The organism is Ramlibacter tataouinensis TTB310 (assembly GCF_000215705.1).
In the GTDB taxonomy this organism is placed as follows: Bacteria; Pseudomonadota; Gammaproteobacteria; order Burkholderiales; family Burkholderiaceae_C; genus Ramlibacter; species Ramlibacter tataouinensis.
Map to the genome: position 1 here is coordinate 3,941,420 of NC_015677.1, position 16,495 is coordinate 3,957,914.

Here is a 16,495-nt window from a genome sequence, read left to right on the forward strand (position 1 = left end):
CGCATCGTCGTCATCAATTGCTCCCCTGCACCTGCGCCGGGGGCGGCGCAGACGGGTCGGCGGCGGCGGACGGGCGGCGCGGCACGCGCGTGACCCGCGGGTCGGCCCAGGTGCCGTCCACCAGGAACTCCTGCGTGGCCGCGCGCATCAGCGGCTGGCGCAGGAAGAACTGGGCCAGGAAGGTGCCCAGACCGATCGCCGGGTTGATCACCGTGGCCACCAGCGAGGCCGTGCCGGCGTTGATCTCGGGCACCACCACCACCCGGATGTCCTGGGTCTCGCGCGCGATGTCGGCCCGGCCTTCCATCAGCACGGCCGCGTTGATGCCCTTCATCTGCAGGTTGTTGGTGAAGGCCATGCCCTGCTGGATGCTGGCGTCGCCGCGCACGAAATCGAAGGCAAAGCCCTCGCTGAACACGTCGCGGAAATCCAGCGTCAGTCGGCGCGGCAGCGACTGCAGGCTCAGCACCGACAGCAGCTTGGCCAGCCCCGGGTCGGCCTTGAGGAACTGCCCGGACTCGACGTTGACCGCGAAGCTGCCGTTGAGCGAGGGGTAGTCGGGCGAGAGCGGTGAACCCATCCAGGCCACCTGGCCTTCCAGCCGGCCGCGGCCGCCTTGCACCACGCCCGGCATGCCCAGCCGCGACAACAGCCCGCCGGCGTCGGCCAGGTCCAGCCGGAAGCTCATGACCGAGCGCCGGCGCTCGTCGGCCGGGCGCGGGCCGGCAGGCGGCCCGCCCGGCACCACGGCCTGTGCACCCAGCGCCGCCCAGTTGCCGGTGGCGCTGAACGTGGCCTCGGGCATGCCCAGGCTGAGCTTGTTCAGGCGCCACTCGCGGATGCCTCCCTCGCGCGCGACGGCGCCGGGCCCGCGGTTGACGGCATCGATCTCCAGCCGGCCGAGCTTCTTGCCGCGCAGCTCGAAGTCGTCCACCACCACGTCCAGCGCCGGGATGCTGGACTGCGGCTGCTGCTCCAGGATCGCCTCGACCTCGCCCGCGGCCGCCGCGGCCAGCGCCAGCCGGGTCAGCCGGGCGTACAGCCGCCCGGCGCCGGCGCCCGAGGAGGACTGGCGGTACTCGACATAGCCGTTGAGTTCCGCCGCGTCCACGTTGGCGCGCCAGGTCAGGCCCTCGCGCGAGCCGCCCACCACCACGTCGTGCAGCGTGCGGCCCTGCGCCACCAGCGCGCGCGCGCGCACCGCCAGCGTGGTGGGCAGGTAGCCCGACGCGGCGGCTGGGTCGGCCGGCCGGGCCGCCGGGCCCGCCGTGGCGGGCGGCGGAGGCGGCGAGGGCGGCGGCGTCGCGCCGGCCGCGGCCCCCAGCACCGATTCCCAGGCATCCACGTCCACGGTGGCGAGATGGATGTTGGCGACCACGCCCTGTTCCGGCATCGGCGCCTCCTCGCCCGCCTCCAGGCCGACGGCGATGGCGCCCCGCACCACCTGGGGCTCGGCCCCGGAAACGTCGCGCACGTAGCGCACGCTGGCCAGGCGCCCCAACTCCAGCAACCATCGGTCGTGCGGCCGGGCGGTGCCGTGCACGGCACCGGCTTCGAAGCGCAGCGGCAGCACCGCCTCGGCCGCCTTGTTCAGCGGCGGCGGCAGGCCGAGCGCCAGGCCCTGCAGGTTGCTGCTGACCGAGATGTCGGGCTGGCCGGGACGCAGGGCGATGGTGGCGCTGTAGGCGGCGCCGCCGCTGGCGTTGCGGGCCAGGCCGGCCAGCAGGCCCAGTTCGTGTGCCTGGCGCAAGCCCTCGGCGGTGGCCGTGCCCTGCACCCGCAGCACGGCCGAGGGTTCGGAGGCGCCGGCCGCCGGAGCCTGGCGGCTGCCGCCCTCGATGCGCACCTCGCCGCCCAGGGCACGCGCCTGCACGCCGGCCAGGGAGAAGCCGCGCTCGCTGAAGCCGATCACGCCGCGGGCCCGCGCGAGCGACGGGCTGTCGGGCGTGATCTGCACGTCGTTGCCGGCCAGCGTGACGCTGCCCTGCATCTTGGCGCTCGCCAGGTCGGCCAACGGCAGTGCCAGCTGCAGCCGCACCTCGGCGGGGCCGGTGGCGCTGGCCCGTGCCAGGCCGGAGCCGACCATCGCCGCCAGGGGCGAACCGTTGACCACGGCCAGCGACTCGGCCAGCGGGCCGCGCACCTGCCCCTGCACCATCACCGTGGCGTTGCGCAGGTCCGGGATGCTGGCGTCGGCCTGCACCTGCAGTGCGGGCCCGCTGCCCAGCCGGCCCTGGGCGGCCCCCACCCGCAGGCCGCCGCGCTCGAACACCAGCTCGCCGGACAGCCCGGTGAGGGCCGGCCACGGGGCCGGGCCCGGCACCAGGCTGCGCGGCGCATAGGCGTAGACGGCATCGCGCACCGGGGCGCTGATGCGGAACTCGCCGCGGCGCGCGTCGCTGAAGGGGAAATCATGCAGGTCGCCGCGCACCCGCACGCGGGCGCCTCGCACCTCGCCGGCCAGCACCGCCTCGCGCACGTAGTCGCGCGTGCCCTTGGGCACCCCCAGGGGCAGGTAGCGCCACACGCGCGCGCCGTCGGCCCGCGCCAGGCTGGCCTGCAGGTCCAGCACGCCGGGAAAACGCCGGCCGGGCACGTCGGCCGTGCGCCAGCTGAACTGCCCCTCGCCCTGCAGGTCGGCGTTGGAAAACCGCAGGCCCGAACCCGACAATGACAAGCGTTCGCCGCTGCGCTGCCACTGCAGCTGGGCCTGCAGCTGGTCCACCGGGATGCGCGCCTCCTCCAGCACGCCCGGCAGCGCGACCGCGCCGCGCTCGATCTGCAGCCGGACCTTGCCGCCCTCCTCGGTCAGGTCGAAGTCGATGTTCGCGCCTTCCACCCCGGGCGTGCCCACGCCGGCTTCGCCGGGGCCGGGTCCGACCGCCAGGCCGGTGACCCGGCCGCGCGCCTCGTATTTGTCCGGCCGGCCGGGCGGGCCTTGCCAGCGCGCCTGCACCGTCTCCACCAGGCCGGCGGGCGCATGCGCGGCCAGCGCGGCCGCGGCGGCCGGCTCCAGCGGCAGGTGGGCCGCCAGCTGGCCCAGCGCCGCCAGGTCCAGCCGGTCGGCGCGCAGGCTGCCCTGCTCGGGCCGGCCCTCCTGCGCCGCGGACCAGGCGAGCACCAGGTTGCCGCCCGGCCAGCGCAGCCCGGCCTCGGTGACGAACTGCAGGTCGCGCGTCTCCAGCTCCAGGCGGCCGGCCTGCCACCGGCCGGCCAGCCGGCCCGACAGGGTGGCCAGGGCCAGCGGCGGCTTGTCCGGCGCCAGCGCGGCGCGTGCGCCCTGCAGCGATACATCCGCCGTGCCGCCGGCCACCTGGCCCCGCACCACGTCGAGCCAGGCACGCACCCGGCCCCGCCCGCCGGCCTGCAGGGCCTGCACCGGCCCATGGCGGCCCAGCGGCTCCAGGTCGATCTGCTGGAAGTCGGCATGCAGCTGGCCCTCCCAGTCCCGCCAGCGGCCGGCATGGGCGGACAGCAGCGGCTGGCGGAACTCGCCGCGCACGCTGAAACGCGCGCCCCAGCCGGCTGGCGGCGTCGCGTCCAGCCGCAAGGCATGCCGGCGCGCGGAGTTGCGCACCACGAGGTCGACCTGCTCCAGCACGACCGGGGCCAGCCCGCGCTGTTCGTCGGTCCAGTGCACGGTGCCGCCGCGGATGACGAACTCGCGCTGGCGGAAGAACCAGTCGGCCGCGGCGCTGTCGCCCTCGCCGGACGACAGCCTCAGGCCCGCCACCCACCAGGCGCCGTCGGCACCGCGCCGCGCCCGCAGCTGCGGCCCGTCCACCACCAGCTGGTCGAAGCCCAGATGCCACAGCGAGCGCGGGGACAACGCGCCCCGCACCTGCGCCAGGCGCAGCGCCTCGCGTCCCTGGGCGTCCAGCAGCACCACATCGCGCAGCTCGAACGAAGGCGCCAGGCCGTGGCTGGCGGCGCGGATGTCGCCGATGCGCACCGGCACCCCCAGGGCACGGGTGGCCTGCGCCTCGATCCAGGGGCGGAAGTCGCCGATTCGCGGCACAATCCACGCATGCAGCGCCCCCCAGGCCAGCACCAGCGCCAGCCAGAAGGTGACCAGGAGCCACAACAACCCCTTGGCGGCGGCGCAATAGGCCCGCAGCTTTCCTGAGGGCGTCGGCGAGTCATTCATGGAAGCTTGGAAGTGGCAGGAATTATGACGGCCGGTGCGGCCCCGCGTTCCCCGGGCGGCCCCGAGGCCGTTGCCGGCGACGGCCTTTCGGCCCCTTCCGCGCCGGATCCCGCGTCCGGCCAGTCCCGCTTCGCCCAGCGCCTGCGGCGCCGCTACGCCGGCGAGATGGCGCTGCTGCCCCCCGGCGAACCCACCCCCGACAGCATGGCCCTGGCGTTCGAGCGCCTGCGCGCGCGCGGCGACGGCATCGCCACGGCGCTGCGCATCCTGCGCCAGCTGGTGATGGAGCGGCTGATCGTCCTGGACTGCGACCAGGGCGCCTCCCTGCAGGCGGTGACGCGCTGCGTCACGCAGCTGGCCGAGTTCGCGCTGGACACCGCCTGCCGGGAGGCCTGCGCCCAGCTCGACGCGCAGCATGGCGCGCCGCTCGCGCCGCAGGGCGCGCGGGCGCAGCTGTGGATCGTGGGCATGGGCAAGCTGGGCGCGCGCGAGCTCAACGTGTCCAGCGACATCGACCTGGTCTACGTGTACGACCACGACGGCGAGACCGCCGGCATCGAGGGCCGCGGCCGCATCTCCAACCACGAGTACTTCGGCAAGGCGGTCAAGACCATCTACGCCCTGGTGGGCGAGACCACCGAGCACGGCTTCGTCTTCCGCGTCGACCTGGCGCTGCGGCCCAACGGCAACTCGGGCCCGCCGGCGGTGTCGCAGGACGCGCTGGAGGACTACTTCCAGGTGCAGGGCCGCGAGTGGGAGCGCTTCGCGTGGCTCAAGAGCCGGGTGGTGGCGCCGCGCGGCGCGATCGCGTCCGGCTCGGCCCAGGCGCTGCGCGGCACCGTGCTTCCCTTCGTGTTCCGCCGCTACCTCGACTACAACGTGTTCGATTCGCTGCGCGTGCTGCACCGGCAGATCCGCGAGCATGCGGCGCGCCGCAGCGCCGGCCGGCCCGAGCGCGCCAACGACGTCAAGCTCTCGCGCGGCGGCATCCGCGAGATCGAGTTCATCGTGCAGCTGCTGCAGGTGGTGCGCGGCGGCCAGTTCCCCGAGCTGCGCACCCGGCCCACGCTGGCCGCCCTGCAGCGCGTGGCGGCCGCGGGCCTGATGCCGCAGGCCACCGCCGATGCGCTGGCGGCCGCCTACGAATTCCTGCGCCGGGTGGAGCACCGCATCCAGTACCTGGACGACCAGCAGACCCACGTGCTGCCCCTGGGCTGCGAGGGCGAAGGCGCGGCGGCCGGGGGCGACGACCTGGGCTGGATCGCGCGCACCCTGGGCTACCCGGACTGCTGCCCCTTCCTGCACGAGCTGGACGCGCACCGCGAGCTGGTGGCGCAGGAGTTCGACAAGCTGCTGGGCACCGGCAACGAGTGCAAGGGCTGCGCCGGCCCGAAGACGGCGCGCGGCCCGGCCCCCGAGCTGGAGGCGCTGCTGGAGCAGCTGCCGCCGCAGCTGCGCGAGCGCGTGGCGCGCTGGCGCGGCCATCCGCGCGTGCTGGCGCTGCGCGAGGATGCCCGCGCCCGGCTGTCGCGCCTGGTGGAGCGCACCGGCCAATGGCTGCAGGAAGGCCGGGTCGGCGAGGAAGCCGCGCTGCGCATGGCCGACTGGATCGAGCCCCTGCTGCGCCGCGAGAGCTACCTGGCCCTGCTGCTGGAACGGCCGCGGGTGCACGAGCGGCTGCTGCGCCTGCTGGGCGCGGCGCGCTGGCCGGCGCGCTACCTGCTCCAGCACCCGGGCGTGATCGACGAACTGGCTGGCGAGGCCGTGCTGTCCGAACGCTTCGACGCCGCCGAGTTCGAGCGCGAACTGGAGCGCCGGCGCGAATCGCTGGCCCGCACCGGCGAGGACGACGAGGAGCAGCTGCTCAACCTGCTGCGCCGGGCCCACCATGCCGAGGTGTTCCGCACGCTGGCGCGCGACCTGGAGGGACGGCTGTCGGTGGAACAGGTGGCCGACGACCTGAGCGCGCTGGCCGACGCGGTGCTGAGGGTGACGGCGCGCTGGTGCTGGCGCCGCCTGAAGCAGCGGCATCGCGACGACCCCTGCTTCGCCGTCATCGGCTACGGCAAGCTGGGCGGCAAGGAGCTGGGCTACGGCAGCGACCTGGACATCGTTTTCGTCTACGAGGACGGGCACGAGGCCGCGCCGGAAGCCTATGCCGCTTTCGTGCGCAAGCTGATCAATTGGCTGACCACCAAGACCGGCGAGGGCGACCTGTTCGAGATCGACACCGCGCTGCGGCCCAACGGCAGCTCCGGCCTGCTGATCACCACGTTCGAGGCCTACGCCAACTACCAGCAGAACCGCGGCAGCAACACCGCCTGGACCTGGGAGCACCAGGCCATGACGCGCGCGCGCTTCGTGCTGGGGGAACCGGAGCTGGCGAGCCGCTTCGACGCGGTGCGCGAGACGGTGATCACCGCGCCGCGCGACGTGGCGGCGCTGCGGGCCCAGATCGTGGCCATGCGCGAGAAGGTCCGCGCGGCCCACCCGGTCAAGGCCGGCCGCTTCGACGTCAAGCACAGCCCCGGCGGCATGGTGGACGCGGAGTTCGCGGTGCAGTTCCTGGTGCTGTCGCAGGCCGGAACGCACCGCGAGCTGATCCCCAACCTCGGCAATATCGCCCTGCTGCTGCGGGCCGAGGAAGCCGGCCTGCTGCCGCCCGGCGTGGGCCGCGCCGCTGCCGACGCCTACCGTGGCCTGCGCCGCGTCCAGCACCGCGCCCGGCTCAACGAGGAACCCACCCATGTGGGACCGGCCGAGATGGCCGCCGAGCGCAACGCTGTGCTGGCGCTGTGGCGGGCGGTGTTCGGCTGAAGGTCGGACCCGCCACTCGAAGGTAGCGGGGCTCGGCAGATCATCGACCAGACCACGGTTTAATCAATCGATTGATTAACTGTGGTGTAATGCGCGGCCATGCCTGCCGCACTGCCACTTTCGACTGCTTCAGCCACTGCCTCCGGCCCGCTCCAGCCCTCGGCTACTGCCGAGCAAGCCCGCGACCGCCTGCTCATGGCCGCGCTCAAGCTGTTCGCGGAAAAAGGCTTCGCCAAGACCTCCACCCGCGAGATCGCCCAGGCTGCCGGGGCCAACGTGGCGGCCATCCGCTACTACTTCGGCGACAAGGCCGGGCTGTACCGCGCGGCTTTCGTCGAACCCATGGGCAGCCCGCGCGACGACATCCCGCTGTACGACCAGCCGCAGCTGCCGCTGCGTCAATCCCTGGAAATCTTCATGCGCTGCTTCCTGGAGCCGATGAAGCAGGGCGAGCTGGTGCAGCACTGCACCCGGCTGCATTTCCGCGAGATGCTGGAACCGACCTCGGTGTGGCAGGAAGAGATCGAGAACGGCATCCGGCCGGCGCACGCGGCGCTGGCGCGCATCCTGTGCCGCCACCTCGGCCTGGCCCAGGCGGACGACGAGGTGCACCGCCTGGGCTTCGCCATCGTGGCCCTGCCCATCCACCTGTACATCTGCCGCGACATCATCGACGCGATCAGCCCCCGGCTGCTGGCCGACGAGGCCGCCATCGACCGCTCGGTGCAGCGGCTGGCCGAGCTGGCGATGGCCCTGGTCGAGGCGGAAGCGGTCCGGCGCCGTGCCGCGCCCGCGCAGCCGGCGGAGACTGCGCGATGAGGCCCCGCCGCTGCGGTCTGGCGCTGGCCCTGTGTGCCCCGCTGCTGCTGGCTGCCTGTGCCGTGGCCCGGCCACCGGCCGCCGTGCCGGCCGTGCCGGCGCCGCAGTGGTACGCCGCTGCGCCCCCGCTGCCCCACGACGGCGCGGTGGCCGACCTGTCCCAGTGGTGGCGCCAGTGGGATGAACCGGTGCTGGTCGAACTGATCGATGCCGCGCAGGCCGCCAGCCCCAGCGTATCGCAAGCAGCCACCCGCATCGCGCAGGCGCGCGCCACCCGGGTGGCTGCCGGCGCCGCGCTGCAGCCCGGCCTGGACGCGGTCGCCTCGGCCACGCGCAGCAACACCCAGCCGCCGATCCCGCTGGCCACCACGCTGCAGGCCGGCTTGCAGGCGGCCTGGGAGCTCGACCTGTTCGGCGGCAACCGCGCCACTGCCGATGCGGCCCAGGCCCGGCTGCAGGGCGCCCAGGCCGGCTGGCACGCGGCGCGCGTCTCGGTGGCCGCCGAAACCGCCAATGGCTACATCGCCCTGCGCAGCTGCCTGCGCCAGCTGCAGGTGACCGAGAACGACGCCCGCTCGCGCGCCGAAACCGCGCGCCTGACCCAGTTGAGCATGGAGGCCGGCTTCACCGCCCCGGCCAGCGCCGCGCTCACCCGCGCCAGCGCCGCCGAAGCGGCAGCCCGGATGATCCAGCAGCGCGCGCAGTGCGAGACCGAGCTCAAGAGCCTGGTCGCGCTGACCGGGCTGGCCGAGCCCGAGCTGAGGCGGAAAGTGGCTCCCTTGCCCGTGGAAACCAGCCAGGGTGCGCTGTTCTCCATCGCTTCCGTGCCTGCCGGGCTGCTGGCCCAGCGGCCCGACGTGTACCAGGCCGAGCTGGAGGTGGCGGCCGCCAGCGCCGAGGTGGGCGCCGCGCGGGCCGACCGCTACCCGCGGCTGACGCTGTCCGGCTCGGTGGCCGCGGGCCGGGTGCGGGTGGGCGGCGTGGAGAGCGACGCGCAGACCTGGTCCATCGGTCCGCTGGCCCTGAGCCTGCCGCTGCTGGACGGCGGCCGCCGCGCCGCCAACGAGGAGGCCGCCCGTGCCCGTTACGAGGACGCGGCGGTCCAGTACCGCGCCCGCGTGCGCCAGGCCATCGGGGAGGTCGAGCAGGCCCTGGTCGCGCTGGACAGCGCGCGCAGCCGCAACGACGAGGCCCTGGTCGCCGCCGAAGGCTACCGCGCCTCCTTCACCGCCACCGAGGCGCGCTTTCGCAGCGGCCTGGCCAGCCTGTTCGAGCTGGAGGACGCGCGCCGCAGCCAGCTGGCCGCCGAGACCGCCCTGGTGTCGCTGCAGCGCGAGCGCGCCGCCGCCTGGGTGCAGCTGTACCGCGCCACCGGCGGCGGCTGGCGCCGCGCCGGCGATGACAGCGCGCCCGCAGGGGCCGGCGCGGCCGGCCTCCAGCGCTGATCCCGAATCCCCTGCCAAAGAAGGCACCGCCATGAAAGCCCATCCCCGTTCCATCGCTGCCCTCTCCGCGCTGGCCCTGCTGCTGGCCGCCGGCGGCCTCACCCTGCTGTGGAGCAATGGCTCGCGCGCCGCCGGGGAAACCCCCGCCAAGCCCGTCGCCACCGGCAAGCCCGCGCTCACCGTCGCGCTGGCCACGCCGCAGCGCGTGAGCCTGCCGGTCACCCTGGCGGCCAACGGCAACATCGCCGCCTGGCAGGAGGCCAGCGTCGGCGCCGAGGCCACCGGCCAGCGCCTGACCGACGTCAAGGTGAACGTGGGCGACCGGGTGAAGAAGGGCCAGGTGCTGGCCACCTTCGCCACCGAGACGCTGCGGGCCGAGGCGGCGCAGGCGCGCGCCGCCCTGGCCGAAGCCGAGGCGGCGGCCGCCGACGCCTCGGCCAACGCCGAGCGCGCCCGCAGCCTGCAGGCCACCGGCGCCCTGTCGGCGTCGCAGATCAACCAGTACCTGACCGGCGAGAAGACCGCCCAGGCCCGGGTCCAGGCGGCGCGCGCGACCTTCGAGGCGCAGCAGGTGCGCCTGGGCCAGACCCAGGTGACGGCGCCGGACGACGGCATCATCTCCGCGCGCACTGCCACCGTGGGCGCCGTGGTGGGCAGCGGCACCGAGCTGTTCCGCCTGATCCGCCAGGGCCGGCTGGAGTGGCGCGCCGAGGTCACTTCCACCGAGCTGGGCCGCATCACCACCGGCACCCGCGCCCAGGTGACCGCCGCCAGCGGCGCGCGGCTCGAAGGCCGGGTGCGCACCATCGGGCCCACGGTCGACCCGCAGAGCCGCTCGGCCCTGGTGTACGTGGACCTCAAGCCGCTGCCGGGCCCCGCCGCCGGCAGCGCCCGCGCCGGCATGTTCGCGCGCGGCGAGTTCGAGCTGGGCGCCACGCCGGCGCTGGTGGTGCCGCAGCCGGCCGTGGTGGTGCGCGAAGGCTTCAGCTACGTGATGCGCGTCGGCCCGGACAGCCGCGTCAGCCAGGTCAAGGTGCAGACCGGCCGGCTGGTGGGCGGCCGGCTGGAGATCACCAGCGAGCTGCCGGCCGACGCGCGCCTGGTGGCCTCGGGCGGCAGCTTCCTCAACGACGGCGACCTGGTGCGCGTGGTGGAGGCCAAGCCATGATGAACGTTTCTGCCTGGTCCATCCGCAACCCGATCCCGGCGGTCATGCTGTTCGTGCTGCTGACCTTCGGCGGCCTGCTGGCCTTCAAGGCCATGAAGGTGCAGAACTTCCCGGACATCGACCTGCCGACGGTGAGCGTCACCGCGGCGCTGCCGGGCGCCGCGCCGGCGCAGCTGGAGACCGACGTGGCGCGCAAGATCGAGAACTCGATCGCCACCGTGCAGGGCCTCAAGCACATCACCACCAAGGTGCAGGACGGCGCGGTGAGCATCGTCGCGGAATTCCGGCTGGAAAAGCCGGTGCAGGAAGCGGTGGACGACGTGCGCTCGGCGGTCTCGCGCGTGCGCGCCGACCTGCCGGCCGACCTGCGCGACCCCATCATCGACAAGCTCAACCTGGCCGGCCAGCCGGTGCTGGCCTACACCATCAAGTCCAGCCGGCTGGACGAGGAGGCCCTGTCCTGGTTCGTGGACAACGAGGTCTCGCGCAAGCTGCTGGCCGTCAAGGGGGTGGGCGCGGTCAACCGCGTGGGCGGGGTGACGCGCGAGATCCGGGTGGCGGTGGATGCGCAGCGCCTGCAGGCCCTGGGCGCCACCGCCGCCGACGTGTCGCGCCAGCTGCGCCAGGTGCAGCTGGAAAGTGCCGGCGGCCGCACCGACCTGGGCACCAGCGAGCAGCCGGTGCGCACCCTGGCCACCGTGAAGACCGCGCAGGAGATCGCCAGCCTGGAGCTGGCGCTGGCCGACGGCCGGCGCATCCGCCTGTCCGACGTGGCCGCCGTGAGCGACACCATCGCCGAGCCGCGCTCGGCGGCGCTGCTCAACGGCCAGCCGGTGGTCGGCTTCGAGGTGGCGCGCAGCCGCGGCGAGAGCGAGGTCGAGGTGGGCGCCGGCATCCGCCAGGCGCTGGCCGAGCTCAAGGCCGCCTACCCGCACATCGAGCTGACCCAGGCCTTCGACTTCGTCACGCCGGTGCAGGAGGAGTACGACGGCTCGATCAAGCTGCTGTACGAGGGCGCCATCCTGGCGGTGATCGTGGTGTGGCTGTTCCTGCGCGACTGGCGCGCCACCTTCGTGTCGGCCGTGGCGCTGCCGATGTCGGTGATCCCGGCCTTCCTGGGCATGTACCTGCTGGGCTTTTCCATCAACGTGGTGACGCTGCTGGCGCTGTCGCTGGTGGTGGGCATCCTGGTGGACGACGCCATCGTGGAGGTGGAGAACATCGTGCGCCACCTGCGCATGGGCAAGACGCCGTACCAGGCCGCCATGGAGGCGGCCGACGAGATCGGCCTGGCGGTGATCGCCACCACCTTCACCCTGATCGCGGTGTTCCTGCCCACCGCCTTCATGTCGGGCATCGCCGGCAAGTTCTTCAAGCAGTTCGGCTGGACCGCGGCGCTGGCGGTGTTCGCCTCGCTGGTGGTGGCGCGGGTGCTCACGCCCATGATGGCGGCCTACCTGCTCAAGCCGGTGGTCGCGCACGAGGAGAAGGACGCCGCCTGGATGCGCGTGTACATGAAGGCGGCGCACTGGTGCGCCCGGCATCGCGTCGCCACCGTGGTGATGTCCACGCTGTTCTTCATAGCCTCCATCGCGCTGATCCCGCTGCTGCCCACCGGCTTCATCCCGCCGGACGACAACTCGCAGACCCAGGTGTACCTGGAGCTGCCGCCCGGCGCCACGCTGGCGCAGACGCGCCAGACCGCCGAGCGGGCGCGCACGCTGGTCGCCAGCGTGCCCCATGTCAAGAGCGTCTACACCACCATCGGCGGCGGCAGCGCCGGCAGCGACCCGTTCGCCAGCATGGGCACGGCCGAGACGCGCAAGGCCACGCTCACCATCCTGCTGGACGAGCGCAGCGAGCGGCCGCGCAAGCAGCCGATCGAGAACAACATCCGCGCCGCGCTGGAGCAGCTGCCCGGCGTGCGCAGCAAGGTCGGCCTGGGCGGCTCGGGCGAGAAGTACATCCTGGTGCTGACCGGCGAGGACCCGCAGGCGCTGTCGGCCGCGGCGCTGGCGGTGGAGAAGGACCTGCGCACCATCCCCGGCCTGGGCCAGGTGGCGTCCACCGCCAGCCTGATCCGCCCGGAGATCGCGGTGCGGCCCGACTTCGCGCGCGCCGCCGACCTGGGCGTGACCAGCGCCGCCATCGGCGAGACCCTGCGCATCGCCACCGTGGGCGATTTCGACGTGGCCCTGCCCAAGCTGAACCTGTCGCAGCGCCAGGTGCCCATCGTGGTCCGGCTGGCCGACGAGGCGCGGGCCGACCTGTCGGTGCTGGAGCGCCTGGCGGTGCCGGGCGCCCGCGGGTCGGTGATGCTGGGCCAGGTGGCGACGCTGGAGCTGACCGGCGGGCCGGCGGTGATCGACCGCTACGACCGCTCGCGCAACATCAACTTCGAGATCGAGCTGTCCGGCCTGCCGCTGGGCGACGTGACCACCGCGGTGCAGGCCCTGCCCTCGATCCGCAGCCTGCCGGCCGGCGTGAAGCAGATCGCCGTGGGCGACGCAGAGGTGATGGGCGAGCTGTTCGCCAGCTTCGGCATCGCCATGCTGACCGGCGTGCTGTGCATCTACGTGGTGCTGGTGCTGCTGTTCAAGGACTTCCTGCAGCCGGTGACCATCCTGGCGGCGCTGCCGCTGTCGCTGGGCGGCGCCTTCGTGGGCCTGCTGATCGCGCAGAAGAGCTTTTCCATGCCGTCGCTGATCGGCCTGATCATGCTCATGGGCATCGCCACCAAGAACTCCATCCTGCTGGTGGAGTACGCCATCCTGGCGCGGCGCGAGCACGGCCTGGGGCGCTTCGAGGCGCTGATGGACGCCTGCCACAAGCGGGCCCGTCCCATCGTCATGACCACCATCGCCATGGGCGCGGGCATGCTGCCCATCGCCATCGGCTGGGGCGCCGCCGACCCGAGCTTCCGCTCGCCGATGGCGGTGGCGGTGATCGGCGGCCTGATCACCTCCACAGTGCTGAGCCTGGTGGTGATCCCGGTGGTGTTCACCTACATCGACGACCTGGAGCAGTGGTTCAGGCGGCAGGCGGGCAAGCTGCGGCGCCAGCCGCAGCCGCCCCGGCAGGCACCCGCCGCGGCGCCCTGATCAGGCCGCGCCGCGGATGCGGCGCACCAGGGCCGTGGTGGAGTAACCGTCCACGAAAGGGATGGCCAGGGCGTCGCCGCCCCAGCTGCGCACCAGCCGGGTCTCGGCCAGCTGCTCCATGTCGTAGTCGCCGCCCTTGACATAGAGCTGCGGCCGCAGCTCGGCGAGGAGCTCGACCGGCGTGTCCTCGTCGAACCAGGTGACCAGGCTCACCGATTCCAGCGCGGCCAGCAGCAGCGCGCGGTCGGTCTCGTTGTTCAAGGGGCGGTCCGGCCCCTTGCCCAGGCGCCGCGCGGAGGCGTCGCTGTTGACGGCCACCACCAGGCTGGCGCCCAGCGCCCGCGCCTGTGCCAGGTAGGTGGCATGGCCGCGGTGCAGCACGTCGAAGACCCCGTTGGTGAAGACCACCGGCTGCGGCAGGCTGGCCACGCGCCCGGGCGCGTCGGCGCGGGACGCGAGCTTTTGCAAGAAGTCGGGGGCCACGCCGGACGGCGCGGCGGCAGCGGCCATCAGGCGGCGCTGGGGACGGGCTGACGCTGGCCCAGCGACGCCGTCAGCTCCTTGCGGTAGCGGTTGAGTTCCTGCACGCTCTGGAAGCTGCGGTCCATCAGCAGGCTCATGTTGTGCAGGATGCGCTCGACCACCTTGTTCTCCCACACGGCATCGAACTTGATCTGGGTGTCCAGCCAGTGCTCCAGCCACTCGGGATTGGGCAGGCGGCTCTGGATGGTGTCGCGCGGGAACAGGTTCTTGTTCACGTGCAGGTTGGTCGGGTGCAGCGCCTGCGCCGTGCGGCGCGCGCTGGCCATGAGCACGCCCACCTTGGCGAAGGCGGCCTTGGCCTCGTCGCCGCACTTGTTGATCGCGCGCTTCATGTAGCGCAGGTAGGCGCCGCCGTGGCGCGCCTCGTCCTGGCTCAGCGTCTGGTAGATGTGCTTGATCACCGGCTCGGTGTGCCACTCGGCGGCGCGGCGGTACCAGTGGTTCAGGCGGATCTCGCCGCAGAAGTGCAGCATCAGCGTCTCCAGCGCCGGCGCCGGCTCGAACTCGAAGCGCACCTCGTGCAGCTCCTGCTCGGTGGGCGCCAGGTCGGGGCGGAAACGCTTGAGGTACTCCATCAGCACCAGCGAATGCTTCTGCTCCTCGAAGAACCAGATCGACATGAAGGCGGAGAAGTCGCTGTCGTCCTTGTTGTCACGCAGGAACATCTCGGTGGCCGGCAGCGCCGACCACTCGGTGATGGCGTTCATCTTGATGGTCTGGGCCTGTTCATCCGACAGGCGGCCGGCATCGAAGCGGTCCCAGGGGATGTCCTTGTCCATGTCCCAGCGCACGGATTCGAGTTGTTTGAACAGTTCGGGGTAGAGCATGGCGGTCCTAGAAAACTGCACAGATTTTAAGCGGCGCGTGTGAAGCCCTCTTTACAGTCGGTCGATTCTCTGTTCCAAGTACGCGGCATGGTGTCGGATGGATTCCCGTTCGGATGAGGACAGCCGGCTCAGGTTGCGCACCATCATGGCGGTGCGCGGATTGCCGGCCAGCCAGCGCTGGTGCCGGTCCAGGAAGGCCCAGTAGAAGGTGGTGACCGGGCAGGCCAGCTGCCCGTGCCGCTGCTCGGGCCGGTAGGCGCAGCCCTCGCAGTAGTTGCTCATGCGCTTGATGTATTGCCCACTCGCGATGTAGGGCTTGCTGGTGAAGCGCCCGCCGTTGGCGAACAGGGCCATGCCGGCGGTGTTGGGCAGTTCCGCCCATTCGACGGCGTCCACGTAGACGGCGAGGTACCAGTCGCACACCTCCTGGGGCCGGATGCCGGCGATCAGCGCGAACTGTCCGGTGACCATCAGCCGCTGGATGTGATGGGCGAAGCCATGCGCCAGCGTCTGTCCCACGGCCTGGCGCATGCAGTTCATCCGTGTGTCGGCGGTCCAGTACCACGCCGGCAACTTGCCCTGGTGGCCGAAATGGTTGTCCTGCCCCAGCTGCGGCATGTCCAGCCAGTAGACGCCGCGCATGAACTCGCGCCAGCCCAGCACCTGGCGGATGAAGCCTTCCACGCTCTGCAGCGGCAGCCGGTGCCGGCGCCAGGCGGCCTGCGCCGCGTCGACCACCTCGCGCGGGTGGATCAGGTGCAGGTTCAGGCTGGAGGACAGCAGCGCATGCCAGCCCCAGGGCGTGTCCGTCCACATCGCATCCTGGAACGGGCCGAAGGCGGCCAGCCGCACGTCGATGAAATCCCGCAGCACCGCCAGGCCCTGCTCGCGCGTGACGGGCCAGGCGAAGTGCTCGAGCGAGCCCGGATGCTGCGCAAAGCGCGCGCGCACCAGCGCCAGCACCTCGCGCGTGATCGCGTCGGGCGCGAAGCGCAGCGGCTCGGGGATCAGGCCCGGCCCGGCGGGCCCGTAACCCAGGCGGTTGTCGGCGTCGAAGTTCCAGCGGCCGCCCGCCGGCTGCCGGCCGTCCTCACCTTCCTCCATCAACACCCGGTGGCGCTGCCGCATCTCCCGGTAGAAGAACTCCATGCGCAGCTCGCGCCGGGTGCCGGCCCATGCAGCGAATTCCTCGCGCGAGCACATGAAATGCGTGTCCGGCAGCAGCTTGAGCGGCACTTCGCAGGCCGCCGCCGTGTCCTGCAGCAGCGCCAGCAGCCGCCATTCGCCGGGTTCGCAGCACCACAGCGTCTCGGGGCGCAGGCTGCCCAGCACCTGGGCCAAACGCTCCTGGAAGGACAGCGGCCGGTTGTCGTCGTCCAGGGCCAGGTAGAGCACCGGCCAGCCCTGGTCCCGCAGCGCCTTGCGGAAATGCCGCATCGCCGACAGGAACAGGGCGATACGCGCCTGGTGGCTCCAGACATGCGTGGCTTCGCTGGCGGCCTCGATCATCAGCACCCGGTCGCAGGCCGGATCGAATCCCTCCAGCGCCGGGTTCTCCAGCCAGAGCTGGTCGCCCAGCACCAGCACGAGGCGCCGGCACGTCACGGGCAGGCCGGCAGTCACCGGAC

General features: G+C 72.8%; 9 protein-coding genes. 5 read left to right on the plus strand and 4 right to left on the minus strand.

The genetic code is table 11. The features are described from left to right. Window positions 1-13: 13 nt before the first annotated feature. Complete coding sequence (locus RTA_RS18965; protein WP_041675766.1) at window positions 14-4,147, minus strand: YhdP family protein; 4,134 nt, start codon at window positions 4,145-4,147, stop codon at window positions 14-16. Window positions 4,148-4,171: 24 nt separating this feature from the next. Between RTA_RS18965 and glnE the strand changes: the two genes are divergently transcribed. The 5 genes from glnE (at window position 4,172) to RTA_RS18990 (ending at window position 13,497) form a co-directional block, all read left to right on the plus strand. Next, window positions 4,172-6,964, plus strand: coding sequence for a bifunctional [glutamate--ammonia ligase]-adenylyl-L-tyrosine phosphorylase/[glutamate--ammonia-ligase] adenylyltransferase (gene glnE / locus RTA_RS18970; protein WP_013903051.1), 2,793 nt, complete (start codon window positions 4,172-4,174; stop codon window positions 6,962-6,964). 195 nt (window positions 6,965-7,159) lie between these two features. Continuing rightward, complete coding sequence (locus tag RTA_RS18975) at window positions 7,160-7,783, plus strand: CerR family C-terminal domain-containing protein (protein ID WP_013903052.1); 624 nt, start codon at window positions 7,160-7,162, stop codon at window positions 7,781-7,783. After that, window positions 7,780-9,228 (plus strand): efflux transporter outer membrane subunit, encoded by a 1,449-nt coding sequence (locus RTA_RS18980; protein ID WP_013903053.1) that lies wholly within the window; start codon window positions 7,780-7,782, stop codon window positions 9,226-9,228. The genes RTA_RS18975 and RTA_RS18980 overlap by 4 nt, the downstream gene beginning before the upstream one ends. A 31-nt stretch (window positions 9,229-9,259) precedes the next feature. Then, on the plus strand, window positions 9,260-10,396 hold the full coding sequence (locus tag RTA_RS18985; protein ID WP_013903054.1) for an efflux RND transporter periplasmic adaptor subunit: 1,137 nt from the start codon (window positions 9,260-9,262) through the stop codon (window positions 10,394-10,396). Further along, window positions 10,396-13,497 (plus strand): efflux RND transporter permease subunit, encoded by a 3,102-nt coding sequence (locus RTA_RS18990; RefSeq protein WP_041676602.1) that lies wholly within the window; start codon window positions 10,396-10,398, stop codon window positions 13,495-13,497. The genes RTA_RS18985 and RTA_RS18990 overlap by 1 nt, the downstream gene beginning before the upstream one ends. On the opposite strand, the gene rfaE2 is transcribed toward RTA_RS18990, so the two are convergent. Genes rfaE2 through RTA_RS19005 form a run of 3 tightly spaced genes read right to left on the minus strand, consistent with a single transcriptional unit; the run spans window position 13,498 to window position 16,490 of the window. After that, complete coding sequence (rfaE2, locus tag RTA_RS18995) at window positions 13,498-14,007, minus strand: D-glycero-beta-D-manno-heptose 1-phosphate adenylyltransferase (protein WP_013903056.1); 510 nt, start codon at window positions 14,005-14,007, stop codon at window positions 13,498-13,500. Then, entirely contained in the window at window positions 14,007-14,867 is an 861-nt protein-coding gene (locus tag RTA_RS19000) for a ferritin family protein (RefSeq protein WP_013903057.1), read from the minus strand. Before RTA_RS19000 ends, rfaE2 begins: the two co-directional genes overlap by 1 nt. A gap of 51 nt (window positions 14,868-14,918) precedes the next feature. Then, a complete protein-coding gene (locus tag RTA_RS19005) occupies window positions 14,919-16,490 on the minus strand; it encodes a cryptochrome/photolyase family protein (RefSeq protein WP_013903058.1) in 1,572 nt (523 codons plus the stop codon). Between the last annotated feature and the right edge of the window lie 5 nt (window positions 16,491-16,495).